We start from the raw sequence: 19,991 nt of genomic DNA, 5'->3' as shown, positions 1-19,991 counted from the left end.
ACCCTGCGGAAAGAGGTTTCGCAATGGCGGCGACGGCGGGAAGACTGGCATTCATCGGCTTCGGCGAGGCGGCCATGGCCTTTCTCGAAGGCTGGGGCGCAGAGCGTTCGGGCGATGTGGCGGCCTACGATATCAAGACCGACAGCGCGGCGACGCAAGACGCGATGCGCGCGCGCTACGAGGGCTGTCGCGTCACGGGCGCCGCGAACCCCGAAGGCGCGCTCGCCGATGCCCGCGCGGTCTTCTGCGTCGTGACGGCCGACCAGGCGCTGGAGGCGGCACGGACGGCGGCGGCATTCCTTCAGGCGGACTGCTTCTGGTTCGACTGCAACTCCTGCGCGCCGGGGACGAAGCGGGAGGCGGCCGAGCTGATCGAAGCGGCCGGTGGACGATATGTCGACGTCGCGGTCATGGCGCCGGTGCGGCCCAAGCTGCACCGCGTGCCCATGCTTCTGTCGGGGCCCCATGCGGACAGAGGTGCCGAGGTGCTGCGCGGTCTCGGCATGTGCCCGGAAATCTCGGGGGGCGAGGTCGGCCGGGCCTCCTCGGTCAAGATGATGCGGTCCGTCATGGTGAAGGGGCTGGAGGCGCTGACGGCCGAATGCCTTCTCGCCGCGCGGCGCGCGGGCGTGGAGGCCGAGGTGCTCGCCTCGCTCGAGGCGTCCGACCCGGATATCGCATGGCGGACGCGCGCGGCCTACAACCTCGAGCGGATGATGGTGCATGGCACCCGGCGCGCCGCCGAGATGGAGGAAGTCGCGAAGACCGTCGCCGCCCTCGGACTGCCCGACGCGATGAGCCGGGCCGCGACGCGGTGGCAGGCTTCTGTCGGTGCACTCGGCGCGGAGCCCGGGGAGGCCGTGCTCGAGACCCGTGCGGACCGCATCCTGGACCGCCTGTGACCGCGCGCAACCTCAGGCACTTCCGCGTCTTTCTCGCGGTGTCCGACACCCGCTCCGTGGGACAGGCGGCCGCGCGCTGCGGCGTGTCGCAGCCAGCCGTGACGCAGGCATTGGCCAAACTCGAACGCGAAAGCGGCGGCGCCCTGTTCGAGCGGACGCGACAGGGCTTTTTTCCGACCGCTCGCGGCGAAGTCTTCGCGCCCCGCATCCGCAGGGCGATGGAGCGGCTCGACACGGCACTGGCCGAAGTCTCTCCGCGGCTGACCCTGACGGCGACCGCGCCGCAGCTTCAGGCGCTCGTGGCGGTGGCAGAGGCACAGAACTTCACGCTTGCGGCGCGCAACCTCGGCCTTGCACAACCGACGGTTCATCGCGCGGTCACCCAGCTGGAACAGGAGGCGGCGCGCGCCCTGTTCGAGCGCACGTCCTTCGGCGTCGTCCCGACACGCGCCTGCGTGGCGCTGGTCCGGGCGACGCGGCTTGCGTTCAGCGAGGTCGGACAGGCCGAGGCCGATCTCGCCGAGTTCGACGGCCGCGAGGCGGGCTCCGTCGTCATCGGCGCGCTGCCGCTATCCCGGACAGTCATCCTGCCCGAAGCCCTCGCCCGGTTCCGAGAACAGCGCCCGAAACAGCGGGTCACGGTGATCGATGGGCCCTATGACGAAATGCTGGGCGGGCTCCGGCGCGGCGAGATCGACGTCATCGTCGGCGCGCTCCGCGATCCAGCCCCGGTCAGCGACATCGTCCAGGAGCCGCTCTTCACGGACCGGCTGGCAGTTCTGGCACGGCCCGGCCATCCGCTTGCGGGGTCCGGGACCGTGCCGCTGGAGACGCTGATGCGCTTTGCCTGGGCGGTGCCGCGGCCCGGCACCCCGTCCCGCGCGCAGTTCGACGCGCTTTTCGAAAGCCGCGGCCTCGCACTCCCCGACAGCATCGTCGAATGCGGCTCCATCCTTCTGATGCGGGAGCTGCTGGCGCGCAGCGATCTGCTTGGCTGCATTTCCGGGCACCAGTCCGCCGCCGAGGTCGGAAACGGTCTTGTGGTGCGACTGCAGACCGAGGCCGACTGGCCGGGACGCGCCATCGGGATGACGACGAGGGCGGGCTGGATACCCACCGCGGCGCAGGGGCTGATGCTCGACACGATCCGCGCGATCGCATCGAGGCTCGGGCCGGTCTGAGCCGTCGCTCAGCGCCCTTCGAGTTGCGCCACCAGCTTGCCGAGGAAGGCCCCCATGCCACCACAGCCCGACTGCGCCCAGCCGCCGTCGACGGGCAGAACCGCGCCGCTGACATAGGCGCCCATGTCGCTCGACAGGTACATGCAGGCATGGCCGATGTCGTCGGGCGTCCCAAGCCGGTTGAGCGGCACCGAGGCCGCGACCTTCTCGATCGCGTCGGGTGTCGGGGCCAGCCGCGCCATCCCCTCGGTCCCGCCGATCGGTCCCGGCACGACGGAGTTCACGCGGATACCGTCGCGGCCCCATTCGATGGCGAGCGTCCGGGTTATCATGTCCACCCCGGCCTTTGCGGCGGAGACATGGCTCTGGCCCGGCATCGGCAGGAAGGCCTGCGGGGCCGAGATGTTCACCACGCTGGCGCCCGGCTTCTTCAGGTAGGGATAGCTCGCCTTCATCACGTGGACCGTCCCGATCAGATCGATCTCCACCACGCTGCGGAAGGCGTTGGCGGACATCCCGTTGAGGCTTGCGGGGAAGTTGCCGGCGGCGCCCGACACCAGCACGTCGAAATCGCCCCATGCCTCATGGACGGACTTGAGCCCCGCCTCCACGGCGTCAAGGTCGCGCACGTCGGCAACGAAGCCCATCGCCTCTGCCCCGTGGCCTTCCAGTGCGGCGACGGTATCGGTGACCTTCGCCTCCTTGCGCGAGGCGACGGCGACGCGCGCTCCGTGCCGGGCGAACAGCTCGGCGATGCCGCGGTTGATGCCGCTGGTGCCGCCGACGACGACCACGGTCTTGCCTTTGAAATCCACGGTGAGGCTCATGGCGTCCCTCCCTTGCGCCTTCGGACATGTCGGGGCGAAGCTTATGCGCAGCGGCCGGCGGGGGCCACGGCAAACCGGCGCGGACTACGCGACGTTACGGCTTGAACCATGGCGCAAATTGACCCCGCCGGAGCGCCGGTGCAGCATCGCGTCTCGCGGGCCCGCACCGGGTCGGGGGAGAGTCGCGACATGACGATGGCGGCAAGGGTCTCGCTCTGGGACAATACGGCGGAGGAACCGGACCACGAGGCGGAACTGCCCCCGGGCGCGACGGCCGATGTCGCGATCGTCGGCGGCGGATTCACGGGGCTTTCGACGGCGCTCCACGGGGCCGAGCGCGGGCTCGACTGCCTCGTGCTGGAGGCGCAACGCATCGGCCACGGCGGATCGGGACGGAACGTCGGCCTTGTGAACGCGGGCGTCTGGCATCCGCCCGCGGCGGTCCGTTCCACGCTCGGCCCGACCTTCGGACCCCGTTTCATCGAACGTTTCGGCGCGGCTCCGGACTACGTCTTCAGCCTGATCGAGCACCACCAGATCCGATGCGAGGCGACGCGGAACGGCACGATCCACGCCGCCCACTCGGCCTCGGGCCTCAAGGGGCTGGAGGGACGGCATTCGGACTGGAGCCGGCTCGGCGCCCCTGTCGAGATGCTCGACCGTGAGCGAATTGCCGAACTCGCCGGCACGCGGCGCTACCTCGGCGGGATGCTGGACCGGCGGGCCGGCACCGTGAACCCGATGGGCTACGTCCGCGGCCTTGCCCGGGCTGCTCGTGGTGCGGGGGCGCGGATCGCGACCGGCGTGCGGGCGACGGGCCTCCGGCGCGAGAACGGGGGCTGGATCGTCGAGACCGACCGCGGCCCGGTCAAGGCCCGCTTCGTCGTGCTGGGCACCAACGCCTACACCGACCAGCTCTGGCCCGGGCTCGACCGTGTTTTCACGCTGATCCCCTATTTCCAGTTCGCGACCGTTCCGTTGGGCGCGAGGGCCGAGGCGGTTCTGCCCGGACGCCATGGCATGTGGGATACGGCGCAGATCATGACGAGCCTCAGGAAGGATGTGCACGGCCGCCTGTTCCTCGGCTCGATGGGCAGGGTCATGGGCGACGCGCGATCGGGCCTGTCGCATCGCTGGGCCGCGAGGACGCTCGCACGGCTTTACCCCGATCTCGGTCCCGTGGAATTCGAGGAGGCCTGGCACGGCGACATCGCGCTGACACCCGACCACCTGCCGCGCATCCACCGGCTGGCCGAAGGGCTCTATACGCCGATCGGCTACAACGGGCGGGGGATCACCACGGGCACCATCTTCGGCAAGGCGATGGTCGACCTGCTCACCGGCATTGATCCCGCCGACCTGCCCTTGCCGATGAGCGGCGTGCGGCACGTTCCGGCCACGGGCCTGCGCGCGCGGCTCTACCGTGCGGCATTCGCGGCCAACCAGATCGTGAAGGGATTCTGAGGATGCGCCCCCGCCGGGATCCCGATGTTCAATCCCTGCGGCACGGGCACGCGACCCGGAAGGACCGCCCGCGCGAAGCGGTGGCCCGCGGCATCGCGGCGGGGTACATCACGGCGGACGAGGCCCACAGGGTCCACGGATACGACGAGACATAGAAGGAGCGAGACATGGAACACCGGAAACTGGCGCTGGTGACAGGCGGCGCGCAGGGCATCGGCTATGCCTGCGGCGAGGCCCTGAAGGAAGACGGCTTCGACGTCATCCTCTCGGACGTCAACGCCGAGGGCGTGGCCGACGCGGCGAAACGGCTCGGCGCTGTTGCGGGGCTGGTCTGCGACGTGGCGGACGCGGAGGCCGTCGGCGCGATGTTCGACCGGATCGAGGCGGAGCACGGCCCGGTGACCGCGCTGGTCAATTGCGCCGGGATCGCGATGCCCGGCGACTTCCTGAGCTACGACCTCGACGCCTTCGACAAGGTCATCGCGGTGAACCTTCGCGGCAGCTTCGTCGCGCTGCAGCGCGCGGCACGGACGATGGTCGAGCACGGCATCGAAGGGGCGATCGTGAACATGTCCTCGATCAACGCGCAGGTCGCGATCCCCGCGATCCCGGCCTATTGCGCCTCGAAGGGCGGGGTCCTGCAGCTGACGCGGGCCGCCGCGCTGGCGCTGGCGCCGCATGGCATCCGGGTGAACGCGGTGGGGCCCGGCTCCATAGACACGGCGATGATGGCCGGCATCAACGCCGACCCCGAGGCGCTGGCCCGCGTCATGTCCCGGACGCCGCTGAAGCGGATCGGCACCCCGCGCGAAATCGGCGACGTGGTGGCGTTCCTTTGCTCGGGCAAGGCCAGCTACATCACCGGCGAGACGATCTACGTCGATGGCGGCCGGCTGCCGCTCAACTACACGGTCTAGAACGTGAAGCGGCGCCGCGGGGCCTTGAGCCCCACGGCGCCACTGATGCCTCCGGCGGGAGTTTCTTGCCAGGATGAAGGGGGGCCCCGTCAGCCGGCGCGCGCCAGCAGGCTCGCGTTGCCGCCCGAGGCCGTGGTGTCGATGCACAGGTGCCGCTCCTCCAGGCAGTAGGGCGAGATGTCCGCCGCCGTGATCAGGGGCACGATCGCCCCCTCCCGCGACGCCAGCGCGACACGAAACGCGCGCGCGGTCTCGTCCCGGCCCCGATAGGCGACGGCATCGATGCCGGACAGGCGTGTCAACGCGCCGGGATCGAGCGTTCCGTCGAGCCCCTCCCCGGGCGCAAGCCCCGGTGTCACGGCAAGCGCCGGGCACCCTGCCGCGCGCGCCTGTGCCGCCTGGGCCAGCGCCGCCTCGCGCCCTGGCCCGAGACAGAGGACGATGCCGCGCGGAGCGGTCACGTAGCGGTTCGACTCGCCGGTCGGCCCCGGAAGGCTGACGGCCTCCGACGGCGCGGCGGGCGGCGGCAGGCTCGCGATGCGGGCAGCGACCGTTTCAGGCGACAGGACCGGACCCTCGCCGGGCCTGCCCTGCGCCGCCTCCGGCTTGCAGAAACGGGGCAGATAGCGCGGACCGCCGGCCTTGGGCCCTGTCCCGGAGAGGCCGCAACCCCCGAAAGGCTGACTGCCGACGACCGCGCCGATCTGGTTGCGGTTGACGTAGAGGTTGCCCGCGCGGACGGTCCGGCGGACCTCCTCGACGCGGGCGTCGATCCGGCTGTGCAGCCCGAAGGTCAGCCCGTAGCCCGAGGCGTTCACCGCGCCGATCACCGCGTCGAGATCCTCCGCGCCGAATGTCGCCAGGTGGAGAACCGGGCCGAAGACCTCGCGCGTCACATCGGCCATTCCGCCCACGCGCAGGACGGTCGGGCCGACGAAATGGCCCCGTTCCGGCACCGCGATCTCGTGGAGGACACGCCCCTCTGCCCGCGCGGCGTCGATATGGTCGAGGATACCCTGCCGCGCGCGCGCGTCGATGACCGGGCCGATATCGGTCTCGGGCAGCCAGGGATCGCCCGTGCGAAGTTCGTCCATGGCGCCGAAGAGCATCTCAAGGAAGGGCTCCGCGATGTCCTCCTGCAGGTAGAGGACGCGAAGCGCCGAACACCGCTGACCCGCGGACTGGAAGGCGGAGGCGAGGATGTCGCGCACGGCCTGTTCGGGAAGCGCGGTGGAATCGACCACCATCGCGTTGATCCCGCCGGTTTCTGCGATGAGCGGCGCGGAAGGGTCGAGATACGCCGCCATGGTCCGGTTGATCGCCTGCGCGGTGGCGGTCGAGCCGGTGAAGGCCACGCCCGAGACCGCCGGGTGCGCGGTCAGCGCCGCGCCGACCTCGGCCCCGGTGCCCGGGAGGAATTGGAGCGCCCCGCGCGGCACGCCGGCCTCGTGAAGGAGTGCGACGGCCCGTGCCGCGATGAGCGGCGTCGCCTCGGCGGGCTTTGCCAGAACCGCGTTGCCGGCGGCGAGAGCTGCCGCGAGCTGCCCCGTGAAGATGGCGAGCGGGAAGTTCCAGGGGCTGATGCAGGCGAAGATGCCCTGGGGCGGATCGGTCAGCGTCGCGGCCTGCGCGCCGTAGTAGCGCAGGAAGTCCACCGCCTCGCGCAGTTCCGAGACGGCATCGCGCGGGGTCTTGCCGGCCTCGCGCGCGAGAAGCGCATGCAATTCCGGCGCGTGGGCCTCGTAGAGGTCGGCGGCGCGCGCGAGGATCGCGCCCCGCGCGCCTGTATCCGCGTCCCAGGGCCGAGCGGCCTCGGCGGCGCGGGCCACGTCCGCGGCGGTGGCAAGGCGCACGCGCCCGACGAGGTCATCGGGGTCCGCGGGGTTGCGCACCTCCTCGGTCATCCCCGCCTCGGGCGTCACTGCAAGGATCGGGCCAGCCTCCCACGTCGCGGTGCGGAACGGTGCGCGTTCGTCGTTCCAGGCGCCGAGCACCACCCGGTCGTGAAGGTCGAGGCCGTCCGAATTCGGCCGTTCGGGCGCGAAGAGATCGGCCGGCGCGCGGACCGCGGGATGCGGCGCGCCAAGGCCCTCGGCCGCGAAGGGGTCGGCGGCCACCGTCTCGGCCGGGACCGTGGTGTCGAGGACCCGGTTCACGAAGGACGAGTTGGCCCCGTTTTCGAGCAGCCGCCGCACGAGGTAGGCGAGCAGGTCGCGATGCGCGCCCACCGGCGCATAGATGCGGCAGCGCGTGCCTTCCTCGCCCATCACCGTGTCATGGAGCGCCTCGCCCATTCCATGCAGACGCTGGAACTCGAAGCCCATGCGCTCGGCCGCGGCCATTTCCAGGATGGCGGCCACGGTGTGGGCGTTGTGGGTCGCGAATTGCGGAAACAGAAGCGGCGCCGCGTCCAGAAGCTTCCGCGCGCAGGCGAGGTAGGAGACATCGGTCGCGGCCTTGCGGGTGAAGACCGGGAAGTCGGACAGCCCGTCCACCTGGGCGCGCTTGATCTCGGTGTCCCAGTAGGCCCCCTTGACGAGCCGCACCATCATGCGCCGCCCGAGCGTCTGCGCCAGCGCCGCGGTCCAGTCGATCACCGGCGCGGCGCGGCGCGAATAGGCCTGCACGACGATGCCGAAACCTTCCCATCCGTCGAGTTCGGGGTCGCGCGCGACGGCCTCGATCACGTCGAGCGACAGCTCCAGGCGGTCGGCCTCCTCCGCGTCGATCGACAGGCCCATGTTCGCCGCGCGCGCGGCTCGTGCCAGATCGCGGACGCGGGGCACGAGTTCCGCCATCACGCGGGCGGCCTGCGCCTCCTCGTAGCGCGGGTGCAGCGCGGACAGCTTGATCGAGATGCCGGGATTGTCCGCCACGAGCGCCGAACGCGACCTGAGCGACAGCCGCGCGATCGCATCGGAATAGGACCGGAAGAACGCCTCGGCGTCTGCCGCCGTCAACGCGGCCTCGCCGAGCATGTCGTAGGAATAGGTGTAGCCGCGCGCCTCCTGCGCCGCGGCCCGCGCCATTGCGGCGCCGATATCCTCGCCGAGGACGAACTGGTTGCCCATCTCGCGCATCGCACGGCGGACGGCGGTGCGGATCACTGGTTCGCCCAGCCGCTTCACCGCGCCACGGAGCGTGCGCGCGACGCCCTGCCCCTCGCCCTCGCGCAGGACGCGCCCCGTCAACATCAGCGCCCATGTCGAGGCATTGACCAGCGGCGAGGAGGAATGGCCGAGGTGCGCGCCCCATTCCGACGGCGCGATCTTGTCCTCGATGAGCGCGTCGACCGTCTCGGCATCCGGCACCCGCAGGAGCGCCTCGGCAAGACACATCAGGGCGATGCCCTCCTCCGTCGACAGGCCGTATTCGGCGAGAAACACCTCCATCAGCCCTGGGCGGGACCCGCCGCGCATGCGCGACACGTAGTCGGCCCCGCGCCGGGCGGCGGCAAGGCGCGCGGACGCGGTCATCGGCGGAAGTGCGGTCAAGGCATCAAGAACCTCGGCCTCGGGGGCGCGGTGGAAGGCCCGGATCGCGTTGCGACGGGCGTGGAGGTCGGGGGCGAGGGCGCTCAGGTCGGTCATGGCAGGACCATAACCGATTTTCAGTGGTCGAATTTCCCATTTTGTGGCAGATTTCCGAGCAATCGCCTAAATTTTTGGTACACCTTTAGACCTTATGCCCATGAAATCCGCCGATTCCGGTCTGATCGACGCCGCGGACCGTCGCATCCTCGATCTGCTTGCCCGGGAGGGGCGTCTTCCGGTCACCGAGATCGCACGGCGCGTGGGCCTGTCGAAGACACCCTGCCAGGTGCGGATCCGGCGTCTTGAGGCGGCGGGCTACATCCTCGGATACCGGGCGGTGCTCGACCCCGCCAAGCTCGGGCGGAGTCATGTCACCTTCGTCGAAGTGAAGCTCTCGGACACGCGGGAGGCCGCGCTGCGGGCCTTCAACGCAGCAGTCCGGAAGGTGCCCTCGATCGAGGAGTGCCACATGATCGCGGGTGCCTTCGACTACCTGCTGAAGGTCCGCAGCGCCGACATAGACGCCTATCGCCGGGTGCTTGGAGAGGTGATCTCGGCCCTGCCCCATGTCGCCAGCACCTCGACCCATGTCTCGATGGAAGCGGTCAAGGACCGAACGGGCGGATAGACACCGGGGACGCGTGTTGTGCCCGGGCCACCGGGAACGTTCGCAAATCCTAAAGCCCTTTTTGCGACAAGGCAGTTGCGATATAATTACAGTGCAAGCGCACAAGAGGGATAATCGCGTTGCCCAGATCGAGCATCATCGCCACAGTTGCGCTGCTTTGCGCGGCAGGGTCCGCTGTCGCGGGCCCGCTTGACGCGCCCCCGGCACCTCCGGCTGCCGTCGTGCAATCGCCTGCACCTTCGTCTGACGCGTTTTCCGGCTTCTACGGCGCCCTTGAGTTCGGCACCATCGACGGGTCGATCACGAACGCGCCGCTCACCTCGGCGTTCGACGCGGGCACCACGCTCGGCCTTTCGGGTGGTTACAACTGGCAGGCGGGAAGCCTCGTCTTCGGCGGCGAGGTCAGGTTCCTTCGGTCGAACGACTTCGCGTGGCCCGCCGGTGGCGGCATTGCCGCATACGAGTCGCTGTTCGATGTGCGCGGCCGCGCCGGGTACGCCGTGGGTGGCTTCATGGTCTACGGCGCGCTCGGCTATTCCTGGGGCACGGTCGCGCCCACGGCGCCGAACCCGGTCGATACCGACGGCATGAATTTCGGCATCGGCGTGGAATACAACGTCACCGAGCGGATCTTCCTCGGCGCCGACTACACGAGGCGCGACCTCGGCGGTTCGAATGCCCTCAGTACGTTCGAGACCGAGATCGATACGCTCAGCCTGCGGGGCGGCCTGCGTTTCTGATACCCTCAGTCCGCTGCGCCCATCGCCGCCGACAACTCGCGCGCCGCGTCCATGACGGCCTGCGCCAGCCGCGGCACCCGGTCGGGCGAGACACGGCCAGACGGCCCCGACACCGACAATCCCGCGACGGCCTCGCCGTGAAGATCGAAGACCGGAGCGGCGATGCAGCGCATGCCTTCGGTCTTCTCCTCGTCGTCGATCGCGTAGCCCCGCGCGCGTGTCTCCGCGAGATCTCCGGCCAGCGCCTCGCTGTCGGTCAGGGTGCGTGAGGTGAACCGCTCCAGCGGCCGTGTCGCCATGAGCTGGGCGCGCCGCCCGGCCGGAAGCTCCGCCAGAAGCGCCTTGCCAATGCCGGAGGCGTGCATGGGCGACAGCGTTCCGGGGGGAAAGAAGGCACGGATCGAGGCATGCGTCTCGACCTGGCTGACGAAGAGCACGTCCGCACCCCGCGCGATACCGAGGTTCGCGGTCTCGCCCGTCGCCTCCATCAGCCGGCGCAGGACGGGGCGTGCTCGCTCCACCAGCGAGGTGCGCCGCAGGTAGCGCGCCCCGATCAGGAAGGCACGCGGCCCGATATGCCAGAGCTGCGGACCGGCATCGAACTCCACCAGCCCGCGCGCCTCGAGCGTCACGAGGATGCGGTAGACCGTGGCCGGCGCCTGCGCCGTGTCGGCGGCAAGCTGCGACAGCGTGGCGCCCGACGTGGTCGAGAGGTGTTCGAACACCTCCATCGCCCTGTCGAGCGACTTGATCGTGTTCTGCTCGGTGCGGTCATCCCAGGCCTTGGGCCGCCCCCGGCCACGCCCTCTCCCCTCCGCGCGCGCGGAGGATTCGCTGTTCAGGTCGTCGCGCATCGGTGGCTCCCAGATCATTGCTGCAGTGCAGTGAAAAACGCTTTCATAGGGTGAAAAATTCTAACCATATGAAATATCTTAACTTCACTGCACTCTATCATTTCTGAAAAACGATTTCAAAAAAATTGTGCAGCGCGGCGCAACGCCCTAGGTTGCAGCACGAGAGATGAGGAGACGGCCCCGATGAGCTTCCAGAACCCCGTATTCATTCCCGGCCCCACGAACATGCCCGAAAGCCTGCGCCGGGCTTGCGACATGCCCACGCTGGACCACCGGTCGGCGATGTTCGCCGACATCCTGCACCCCGCCCGCGACGGCGTGCGCAAGGTCCTGCGCTCGGAAACGGCCGAGGTCTACATCTTCCCCGCCACCGGCACCGGCGGTTGGGAAGTGGCGATCACCAACACCCTGAACCCCGGCGACACGGTGCTTGCCGCGCGCAACGGCATGTTCAGCCACCGCTGGATCGACATGTGCCAGCGTCACGGCCTGAAGGTCGAGGTTGTCGAAACCCCCTGGGGCGAGGGCATCCCCGCCGACCGCTTCGAGGAAATCCTCACGGCCGACAAGGATCACCGCATCAAGGCGGTCCTTGCCACGCACAACGAGACCGCGACGGGCGTCCTGTCCGATATCGCCGCCGTCCGCCGCGCGATGAACGCCGCGGATCACCCCGCCCTGCTCTTCGTCGATGGCGTCTCCTCCATCGCTTCGATGCCGTTCGAGTTCGACGACTGGGGCGTGGATGTCGCCGTCACCGGCAGCCAGAAGGGCTTCATGCTGCCCGCGGGCCTCGCCATCACGGGCTTCTCGAAGAAGGCGCTCGCCGCGGTCGAGACCGCCGGCCTGCCCCGCTGTTTCTACGATATCCGCGACATGGCGCGCACCTATGCCGCGAACGGCTACCCCTACACGCCGGCCGTCGGCCTTCTGCATGGCCTCAAGGTCAGCTGCGGGATGATCGAGGCCGAGGGGCTGGACAACGTCTTCGCCCGCCATGCCCGCATCGCCGAAGGCGTCCGCGCGGCGGTCAAGGCCTGGGGCCTCACACTCTGCGCGGCACGGCCCGAGCTCTACTCGAACTCGGTCAGTGCGATCCGCACGCCCGAGGGTTTCGATGCCACCCGCATCGTCACCCATGCCGCCGAAACCTACGGCGTCGCCTTCGGCGTCGGACTGGGCGAGGTCGCGGGAAAGGTGTTCCGCATCGGGCACCTGGGGATGCTGACCGACGTTCTCGCGCTATCTGGCATCGCGACCGCCGAGATGGCGATGGTCGACCTCGGCCTGAACGTGAAACTGGGCTCCGGCGTCGCCGCGGCGCAGGAGGTCTATCGCAAGACCGCCGCGCCCGTCGCGCTGGCAGCAGAATGAAAGGTGAGGACATGAAGGACATCGGACTGGACCTGCCGAGCTGGGACGACGTGCTGACCGCGCATGAGCGGATCGCGCCCTACATCCACCGGACGCCGGTTCTGACCTCGCGGTTCATGAACGAGCTGACCGGGGCGGACCTTTTCTTCAAGTGTGAGAACTTCCAGAAGGCCGGCGCCTTCAAGGTGCGCGGTGCGACGAACGCGGTGTTCGGCCTGTCGGACGAGATGGCGGCCAAAGGCGTGGCCACGCATTCCAGCGGCAACCACGCGCTGTCGCTGAGCTATGCCGCCGGCCGCCGGGGCATTCCGTGCCACGTCGTGATGCCGAAGACCGCGCCCGAGGCCAAGAAGGCCGCCGTCCGCGGCTATGGCGGCACGATCACCGAATGCGAGCCCTCGACCTCATCGCGGGAAGCTGTTTTCGCCGAGGTTCATGAACGCACCGGCGCCGATTTCGTGCATCCCTACAACGACCCCCGCGTGATCGCGGGCCAGGCAACCTGCTCGCGCGAGCTGATGGAGCAGGTCGAGGGGCTCGACGCCGTCATCGCGCCGATCGGTGGCGGCGGCATGGTGTCGGGCTGCTGCCTGACCCTCAGCAACATCGCCCCCAACGTCGAGATCTACGCGGCCGAACCCGAGCAGGCCGATGACGCCTATCGCAGCTTCAAGGCCGGTCACATCATCGCCGACGACGCACCGGTGACGATCGCCGACGGGCTGAAGGTGCCGCTGAAGGAACGCACCTGGCATTTCGTGTCGAACTACGTGACCGATATCCTTACGGCCTCCGAAGAGGAGATCGTGGATGCCATGAAGCTGACGTGGCAGCGCATGAAGATCGTGATGGAGCCGTCCTGCGCGGTACCGCTGGCCACGATCCTGAAGAACCCCGAGGTTTTCCGCGGCAAGCGCGTCGGCGTGATCATCACCGGCGGGAACGTGGACCTCGACAAGCTGCCCTGGATGGCATGACGCAATGAACGGTGGGCGGATCGCCCACCCGATAGGCGCCCGTAGGGTGGGCGATCCGCCCATCACCGCCACGGGCCGAACCGAACGAACGGGAGTGACACAATGAAAGACGTGATCGACATCGACGCCCTCGAAGTGGGCTACGACATCCCCGCGGCCCCCGGCATGTCCGAGGCCGAGATCCAGACGCCGTGCCTGGTCCTCGACCTCGACGCGCTGGAGCGGAACATCAAGAAGATGGGCGACTACGCCCGCTCGCACGGCATGCGCCACAGGGTGCATGGCAAGATGCACAAGTCGGTCGACGTGGCGAAGCTTCAGGTCGAGCTGGGCGGCGCCTGCGGCGTCTGCTGCCAGAAGGTGTCGGAGGCCGAGGTCTTCGCCCGCGGTGGCATCAAGGACGTGCTGGTGTCGAACCAGGTGCGCGACCCCGCCAAGATCGACCGCCTCGCGCGGATGCCGAAGCTCGGTGCGCGGACGATCTGCTGCGTCGATGATCTCGCCAACGTCGCCGACCTCTCGGCCGCCGCGATGAAGCACGGCACGACGATAGAATGCCTCGTCGAGATCGATTGCGGCGCCGGCCGCTGCGGCGTGACGACCACGCCCGCCGTCGTCGAGATCGCCATGGCCATCGACGCGGCCCCGGGTCTGAAGTTCTCGGGCATCCAGGCCTACCAGGGCGCGATGCAGCACATGGACAACTACGAAGACCGCAAGGCGAAGATCGACGTCGCGGTCGCCATGGTGAAGGACGCCGTGGACACGCTGAAGGCCGAAGGGATCGAGTGCGACATCGTCGGCGGCGGCGGCACCGGCTCCTATTACTTCGAGTCGAATTCGGGCGTCTACAACGAGCTCCAGTGCGGCTCCTATGCGTTCATGGATGCAGACTACGGGCGCATCCTCGACAAGGACGGCAAGCGGATCGACCAGGGCGAATGGGAGAACGCGCTGTTCATCTTGACGAGCGTGATGAGCCACGCCAAGGCCGACAAGGCCATCGTCGACGCGGGCCTCAAGGCACAGTCGGTCGACAGCGGCCTGCCTGTGATCTACGGGCGGACAGATGTCGAATATGTGAAATGTTCGGACGAACATGGCGTTGTCATGGACCCTCAAGGTGTTCTGAAAGTGAATGACAAGCTTCGCCTCGTGCCGGGCCACTGCGACCCGACCTGCAACGTGCACGACTGGTATGTCGGCGTGCGCAACGGCGTCGTCGAAACCCTGTGGCCGGTCTCGGCGCGCGGGAAGGCCTACTGATGGCAGACGGAGCTTCGGCGCCCGCGAACGAACTGGCGATCGTCCCCGAGGGGATGATCGCCGACATCCTGACGCGCGAGGCCTCGTTCGATGCCGTGGAGAAGGTCTTCGCCGCCATGGCAGCGGGCGATGCCTACAACTTCCCCGTGGTGCGCGAAGCGATCGGACACGAAGACGCGCTCTACGGGTTCAAGGGCGGCTTCGACCGGGCCGGCGGGGTTCTCGGCCTGAAGGCCGGCGGCTACTGGCCGCACAACCTGGAGCGGCGGGGGATCATCAACCACCAGTCCACGGTCTTCCTGTTCGACCCGGACACAGGGCGCGTGAAGGCCATGGTGGGCGGCAACTACCTGACCGCGCTCAGGACGGCTGCGGCCTCGTCCGTGTCGATCCGGCATCTCGCGCGCAAGGATGCGAAAGTGCTCGGCATGATCGGCGCGGGCCACCAGGCGAAGTTCCAGCTGCGCGCCGCGGCGGACACGCATCGGTTCGAGAAGGTGATCGGCTGGAACATGCATCCCGAGATGCTGCCCGGTCTCGCCGAGGTCGCGGAAGAGATAGGCCTGCCCTTCGAGGCGGTCGACCTGCCCGGAATGGCGGAAGCCGACGTGATCATCACCATCACTTCGAGCTTCGCGCCGACGCTGCTGGCCGAACACGTGAGCCCGGGCACGCACCTCGCCTGCATGGGCACCGACACCAAGGGCAAGCAGGAGGTCGAAGCGGCCCTACTGGGCCGAGCCACCGTCTTCTGCGACGAGGTCGCGCAGTCGGTCTCGATCGGCGAGGCCCAGCACGCCGTCGCCGCCGGCCTGATCGCGGAGGGTGACATCACCCAGATCGGCGCGGTCATCAACGGCACACATGCCGGGCGGACGAGCGCCGACGAGATCACGCTGTTCGACGGGACAGGTGTGGGCCTTCAGGACCTGGCCGTGGCGGCCTCCATCGTCGAGACCGCCCTCGCGCAGGGGACCGCGACGGTCGTCCCGCTCTGAGGGCGGTGTCGGGGACCTTGAAAAGGGGCGGCTCGGCCGCCCCTTTTTTTGTTCCGGGCCCTGCGTGCTTGCCGCCCGAGGGTGATTCCGGCGGGAGTTTCCGGGCCGGGATGAAGCGGGCGTCAGGGCCCGACCACGCGCCAGGGCATGTCGAACCAGTGTTCCTGAAGATTGTCGCCCGGACCGATACGGTCGACGACAGCGAAGAGACCGGGGGCCGACAGGGGCGTCAGGACGCCATGCCAGGTGTTCCGGCGGAAGTTTATGCCCTGCCCCGGCGCGGTGACGAAGGCGAGCGGTCGGCCCGGCACGCCCTCCTCGTCCGGCGCGACGATGACGAGGAAAGGATCCATCGACATCGGCAGGAAGGCCTGCGAGCCCTGCGGATGACGCTCGACCATATCGAGCGTGTAGGGCAGCGTGCGGGCTTCGGACCGGAAGAGGCTGATCCCCGCGCGACCATCGGTGAAATCGAGCGCCGCGCGGTCATGGAAGCGCCCGCAAAGGCCCTGGTTGATGATCCGGTCGGGATCGCCCGTGGCTTCCAGCACCTCGCCGAAGGGGGCGAAGGCCTTCGCCGTCAGCGGTTCAGTGACGATCTCGCGGCTCATCTGAGTTTTTCCAGTAGCCGCAACTCGGCGATGCGTTCGACCTGCCGGCAGGCCTCGGCGAACTCGGTCTCACGGGTCTGGTCGAGGCGGCGTCGGAAAGCCGCGAGGATGCCCGCCTTGTCATGGTCGCGCACGGCGATGATGAAGGGGAAGCCGAATTTCGCCGTGTAGGCGTCGTTCAATCGCGTGAACTCCTCCCTTTCTTCGTCGGTCAGGGCGTCGAGCCCGGCCGACGCCTGTTCGGCCGTGCTTTCCGGTGTCAGCCGCTTCGCGGCCGCAAGCTTGCCCGCTAGGTCGGGATGGGCGCGAAGGACGCCGAGGCGTTCCTCCTGCGTGGCACTGCGGAAGACGCGGGTGAGCGCGGAGTGGACGCCGCGTGCGGTATCGTGCGTCGGCCCGAGCTCCAGCGCATGGGCGCGCTCCGCGATCCAGGGCGAATGCTCGAAGATGCCGCCGAAGGCCGCGACGAAGCTTTCGAGATTCATTTCGGACGGGCGCGCGCGGTGGGACGGCGGATGCGTCGCCGCCCAGTGTTCCGCGATCTGGAGTCGCGTCGCGAACCACACGCCGTCATGGGCGGCCATGTAGTCGAGCGCGCGCTTCAGCGACGCCGCGCGGCCGGGCCGCCCGACAAGGCGGCAATGCAGCCCGATCGACAGCATTCTCGGCGCGCCCCCCACCCCTTCGGCATAGAGCACGTCGAAACTGTCCTTCAGGTAAGCCTCGAACTGGTAGCCCGAGTTGAAGCCCTGCGGCGTGGCAAAGCGCATGTCGTTGGTATCGAGCGTGTAGGGCACGATCAGCTGGTCGCGATCGCCGAAGCGTTCCCAGTAGGGCAATTCGTCGGCGTAGCTGTCCGCGACATAGGCAAAGCCGCCCTCCTCGGCGGCAAGCGCGACCGTGTGCATCGAGCAGCGCCCGGTATACCAGCCGCGCGGGCGTTCCCCGACAACCTCCGTGTGGAGGCGGATCGCCTCCTCCATGTGGTGGCGTTCGTCGGCCTCGGAGTAATCCTTGTACTCGATCCATTTCAGGCCGTGGCTGGCGATCTCCCAGCCCGCGTCCTTCATCGCCGCCACCTGTTCGGGCGCGCGGGCGAGTGCAGTCGCGACGCCGTAGACCGTCACGGGCGTGTCCTTCAGCATCCGGTGGAGCCGCCAGAACCCCGCACGCGCGCCGTATTCGTAGATCGATTCCTTGTTCCAGTGCCGCTGCCCCGGCCAGGGCTGGGCGCTGACGATCTCGCTGAGGAAGGCCTCGGAGGCCATGTCGCCGTGCAGGATGTTGTTCTCGCCGCCCTCCTCGTAGTTGAGGACGATCTGCACGGCGATCCTTGCCCCGTTCGGCCATTTCGGGTCGGGGGGCGTCGGCCCGTAGCCGGTCATGTCGCGGGGATATCTGTCCATCAATCGGCGCCTCCGGATCCTGTGCGTTCAGGCTTGGCCAAGCACGCGGGGGGTTGCAAGGGGTCGGGGCATCGGGAAGGGTTCGCGGACAGCAGGGAGGCACGAAATGCCCGGTTTTCTGACAACGCATGTCCTCGACACCGCGCGCGGTTGCCCTGCCGAGGGGCTGAAGATCGTGCTCTACAGGGTCTCGGGCAACAGCCACCGGAAGATCGCCGAGGCGGTGACGAACGCCGACGGTCGCACGGACGGTCCGATCCTGCCGGAGGGGGAATTCCGGACGGGGACCTACGAGCTTGTCTTCTTCGCGGGCGACTACCTGCGCCGACAGGGTCTCGACGCGCTCGAGCCGCTGTTTCTCGACGAGGTTCCGATCCGCTTCGGCATGGCCGAAGAGACCCACTACCACGTGCCGCTCCTGCTTTCTCCATACGGCTATTCGACCTATCGCGGCAGCTGATAGTACAATCCTATCGCGTCCACGTCCTGAACCTGCACGCTTCCGCAACGTCCGGCTTCCCTGAAACCGGAGTTCGGTTAGATTGCCGCGCCAAGGGGAGTTCAGGGGAGGACACTCATGGCAGACGCTGCGCGTCCTTGGACGGCGTTCTACGGCCCGCATGTCCGGGCCGAGATCGAGACCGCGAGCCACCGCATCCTGCCGGACCTGATCGGCGGCGTGGCCGAGACCTACCGCTCGGCTCCGGCCTTCACCTGCGTGCTGCCGAACGGGATGAACGGAACGCTCTCCTTCGCGCAGGTCGACGAGATGTCGGATTCGCTCGCGATCTACCTCCGGGAGGTCGCGGGGCTGAAGGCGGGCGACCGCGTGGCGCTGCAGATGCCCAACTGCCTGTCCTTCCCGGTTGCGGCCTTCGCCGTCTTCAAGGCAGGCTGCGTCCTCGTGAACGTCAACCCGCTCTATACCGCCGAGGAGATGGGCAAGCAGTTCGAAGATGCCGCCCCCCACGCGCTCATCATCGTCGACATGTTCGCCGACAAGATCCCCGCCGCGACCCGGGGCCACCCGATCCCCAACATCATCGTGACCCGCGTGGCCGAGTTCCTGCCGGCCATGCCGCGGGGCATCGTGGGCCTTGTCCAGAAATACTGGGACCGCTCGGTGAAACCGATCGAGCTGGCGCATATCCGGCTTCCCGACGCCATCGCGGCAGGCCGCGCCCACCGGGCCGGCGACCATGTCGAGGTGTCGGACTACAGTCGGCACGTGGAGGCCGACGACGTCGCCGTCCTCCAGTACACCGGCGGAACCACGGGCGTCTCGAAGGGCGCGATGCTGACCCACGCGAACCTGATCCTGAACATGGAACAGACCTTCGAACTGATCGAGGATCTGGAAAAGGGAAACGAAGTCGCGCTGACCGCCCTGCCCCTCTATCACATCTTCGCCTTCACGGTGAATCTGCTGGGGTTCTGGGCGCTCGGGGCGCGGAACCTCCTGATCCCGAACCCCCGCCCCCTGACCAACCTAAAGCGCGCCTTCGAGAACTACCGCATCACCTGGATGAGCGGGGTCAACACGCTCTTCAACGGGCTGACCCACGAGACCTGGTTCCTCGACTCGCCGCCGAAGCACCTCAAATTCGCCTCCGCCGGCGGCATGGCGCTTCAGGCCGCCGTGGCCGAGCGGTGGGAGGAGATCACCGGGCGCCCCGTCCTCCAGGGCTACGGCCTGACCGAGACCTCGCCGGTCCTCACCTTCAACCCGCTCGGCAAGACGCGCGCGGGCTCCATCGGCGTGCCGGTCCCTTCGACCGAGGTGATGCTGATGGGCGAGGACGGGACCCCCGTTCCGCAGGGCGAGGCCGGCGAGATCGCCGCGCGCGGCCCCCAGATCATGAAGGGCTACTGGAAACGCCCCGACGAGACCGCCAAGGTCATGCGCGGCGACTGGTTCCTGACCGGCGATATCGGCGTGATGGATGCGGACGGCTACGTGCGCATCGTCGACCGCAAGAAGGACATGGTCGTCGTCTCGGGCTTCAACGTCTATCCCAACGAGATCGAGGATTGCCTCGCCACCCATCCGGGCATCCTGGAATCCGCCGTCATCGGGGTGCCCGACGAAACGAGCGGCGAGGCGGTGAAGGCCTTCGTGGTCGTCCGCGACCGCAGCCTGACCGAGGCCCAGATCCGCGCGCACTGCAAGGAGCACCTGACCGCCTACAAGATCCCGAAACGGGTGGAGTTCCGCGAGGAGCTTCCGAAGTCGAACGTGGGCAAGATCCTGCGGAAGGACCTCCGCGCCGAGGAACTGGCGCGCATCGCAACCCCCAGCGCGGCGGAGTAACG

The 19,991-nt window shown here is 68.5% G+C and carries 17 protein-coding genes; 12 read left to right on the top strand and 5 right to left on the bottom strand.

All coding sequences use genetic code 11. The annotated features are described in order from the left end of the window. Nucleotides 1-23 precede the first annotated feature (23 nt). Both N8I71_RS12795 and N8I71_RS12790 read left to right on the top strand, forming a co-directional pair. Nucleotides 24-902 carry an NAD(P)-dependent oxidoreductase gene (locus N8I71_RS12795; RefSeq protein ID WP_262878380.1) on the top strand — a complete coding sequence of 293 codons (879 nt, stop codon included), beginning with the start codon at nucleotides 24-26 and terminating at the stop codon, nucleotides 900-902. After that, nucleotides 899-2,083 carry a LysR family transcriptional regulator gene (locus tag N8I71_RS12790; RefSeq protein ID WP_262878379.1) on the top strand — a complete coding sequence of 395 codons (1,185 nt, stop codon included), beginning with the start codon at nucleotides 899-901 and terminating at the stop codon, nucleotides 2,081-2,083. Before N8I71_RS12795 ends, N8I71_RS12790 begins: the two co-directional genes overlap by 4 nt. Before the next feature lie 8 nt (nucleotides 2,084-2,091). Here the strand turns inward: N8I71_RS12790 and N8I71_RS12785 are convergent, their stop codons facing one another. Beyond that, entirely contained in the window at nucleotides 2,092-2,910 is an 819-nt protein-coding gene (locus N8I71_RS12785; protein WP_262878378.1) for an SDR family oxidoreductase, read from the bottom strand. A 189-nt stretch (nucleotides 2,911-3,099) separates the two neighbouring features. On the opposite strand from N8I71_RS12785, the gene N8I71_RS12780 reads away from it, so the two are divergent. Together N8I71_RS12780 and N8I71_RS12775 are read left to right on the top strand one after the other, a co-directional pair. Next, nucleotides 3,100-4,374 carry an NAD(P)/FAD-dependent oxidoreductase gene (locus N8I71_RS12780; protein ID WP_262878377.1) on the top strand — a complete coding sequence of 425 codons (1,275 nt, stop codon included), beginning with the start codon at nucleotides 3,100-3,102 and terminating at the stop codon, nucleotides 4,372-4,374. A gap of 167 nt (nucleotides 4,375-4,541) precedes the next feature. Continuing rightward, nucleotides 4,542-5,291 (top strand): SDR family NAD(P)-dependent oxidoreductase, encoded by a 750-nt coding sequence (locus tag N8I71_RS12775; RefSeq protein WP_262878376.1) that lies wholly within the window; start codon nucleotides 4,542-4,544, stop codon nucleotides 5,289-5,291. A gap of 89 nt (nucleotides 5,292-5,380) precedes the next feature. Here N8I71_RS12775 and putA read toward each other — a convergent pair whose 3' ends face one another. Next, on the bottom strand, nucleotides 5,381-8,881 hold the full coding sequence (gene putA, locus N8I71_RS12770) for a bifunctional proline dehydrogenase/L-glutamate gamma-semialdehyde dehydrogenase PutA (RefSeq protein ID WP_262878375.1): 3,501 nt from the start codon (nucleotides 8,879-8,881) through the stop codon (nucleotides 5,381-5,383). Nucleotides 8,882-8,981: 100 nt separating this feature from the next. Between putA and N8I71_RS12765 the strand changes: the two genes are divergently transcribed. Further along, the gene (locus N8I71_RS12765; protein ID WP_406676098.1) at nucleotides 8,982-9,452 is read left to right on the top strand and encodes an Lrp/AsnC family transcriptional regulator; all 471 of its coding nucleotides are present in this window, start codon (nucleotides 8,982-8,984) and stop codon (nucleotides 9,450-9,452) included. Between the two features lie 221 nt (nucleotides 9,453-9,673). Further along, nucleotides 9,674-10,192: an outer membrane protein gene (locus N8I71_RS12760; protein WP_262878373.1), complete on the top strand. Its 519-nt coding sequence runs from the start codon at nucleotides 9,674-9,676 to the stop codon at nucleotides 10,190-10,192. Between the two features lie 5 nt (nucleotides 10,193-10,197). Here the strand turns inward: N8I71_RS12760 and bhcR are convergent, their stop codons facing one another. Further along, entirely contained in the window at nucleotides 10,198-11,046 is an 849-nt protein-coding gene (gene bhcR, locus N8I71_RS12755) for an HTH-type transcriptional regulator BhcR (protein ID WP_262878372.1), read from the bottom strand. A gap of 183 nt (nucleotides 11,047-11,229) precedes the next feature. Between bhcR and bhcA the strand changes: the two genes are divergently transcribed. The 4 genes from bhcA to bhcD all read left to right on the top strand — a co-directional run bounded on the left by bhcA (nucleotide 11,230) and on the right by bhcD (nucleotide 15,661). Continuing rightward, nucleotides 11,230-12,420, top strand: coding sequence for an L-aspartate--glyoxylate aminotransferase BhcA (bhcA, locus tag N8I71_RS12750; protein ID WP_262878371.1), 1,191 nt, complete (start codon nucleotides 11,230-11,232; stop codon nucleotides 12,418-12,420). After that, complete coding sequence (gene bhcB, locus N8I71_RS12745) at nucleotides 12,417-13,397, top strand: beta-hydroxyaspartate dehydratase BhcB (protein WP_406676097.1); 981 nt, start codon at nucleotides 12,417-12,419, stop codon at nucleotides 13,395-13,397. Before bhcA ends, bhcB begins: the two co-directional genes overlap by 4 nt. 102 nt (nucleotides 13,398-13,499) lie before the next feature. Beyond that, nucleotides 13,500-14,663: a 3-hydroxy-D-aspartate aldolase BhcC gene (gene bhcC / locus N8I71_RS12740; RefSeq protein WP_262878370.1), complete on the top strand. Its 1,164-nt coding sequence runs from the start codon at nucleotides 13,500-13,502 to the stop codon at nucleotides 14,661-14,663. A gap of 32 nt (nucleotides 14,664-14,695) precedes the next feature. Then, complete coding sequence (gene bhcD / locus N8I71_RS12735; RefSeq protein WP_262878434.1) at nucleotides 14,696-15,661, top strand: iminosuccinate reductase BhcD; 966 nt, start codon at nucleotides 14,696-14,698, stop codon at nucleotides 15,659-15,661. 122 nt (nucleotides 15,662-15,783) lie between these two features. Here bhcD and N8I71_RS12730 read toward each other — a convergent pair whose 3' ends face one another. After that, the gene (locus N8I71_RS12730; RefSeq protein WP_262878369.1) at nucleotides 15,784-16,272 is read right to left on the bottom strand and encodes an ureidoglycolate lyase; all 489 of its coding nucleotides are present in this window, start codon (nucleotides 16,270-16,272) and stop codon (nucleotides 15,784-15,786) included. Beyond that, the gene (puuE, locus tag N8I71_RS12725) at nucleotides 16,269-17,678 is read right to left on the bottom strand and encodes an allantoinase PuuE (protein WP_262878368.1); all 1,410 of its coding nucleotides are present in this window, start codon (nucleotides 17,676-17,678) and stop codon (nucleotides 16,269-16,271) included. Before puuE ends, N8I71_RS12730 begins: the two co-directional genes overlap by 4 nt. 106 nt (nucleotides 17,679-17,784) lie before the next feature. Here puuE and uraH point away from each other — a divergent pair, with 106 nt between their 5' ends. Together uraH and N8I71_RS12715 are read left to right on the top strand one after the other, a co-directional pair. After that, a complete protein-coding gene (gene uraH, locus N8I71_RS12720) occupies nucleotides 17,785-18,138 on the top strand; it encodes a hydroxyisourate hydrolase (protein ID WP_262878367.1) in 354 nt (117 codons plus the stop codon). A 117-nt stretch (nucleotides 18,139-18,255) separates the two neighbouring features. Then, entirely contained in the window at nucleotides 18,256-19,989 is a 1,734-nt protein-coding gene (locus N8I71_RS12715; RefSeq protein ID WP_262878366.1) for an AMP-binding protein, read from the top strand. Nucleotides 19,990-19,991 lie beyond the last annotated feature (2 nt).

It is taken from the genome of Roseicyclus sediminis (genome assembly GCF_025515305.1).
GTDB lineage: Bacteria > Pseudomonadota > Alphaproteobacteria > Rhodobacterales > Rhodobacteraceae > Roseibacterium > Roseibacterium sediminis.
The sequence above is the reverse complement of the archived record's forward strand: the minus strand, read 5'-3'. Positions and strand labels throughout refer to the sequence as shown.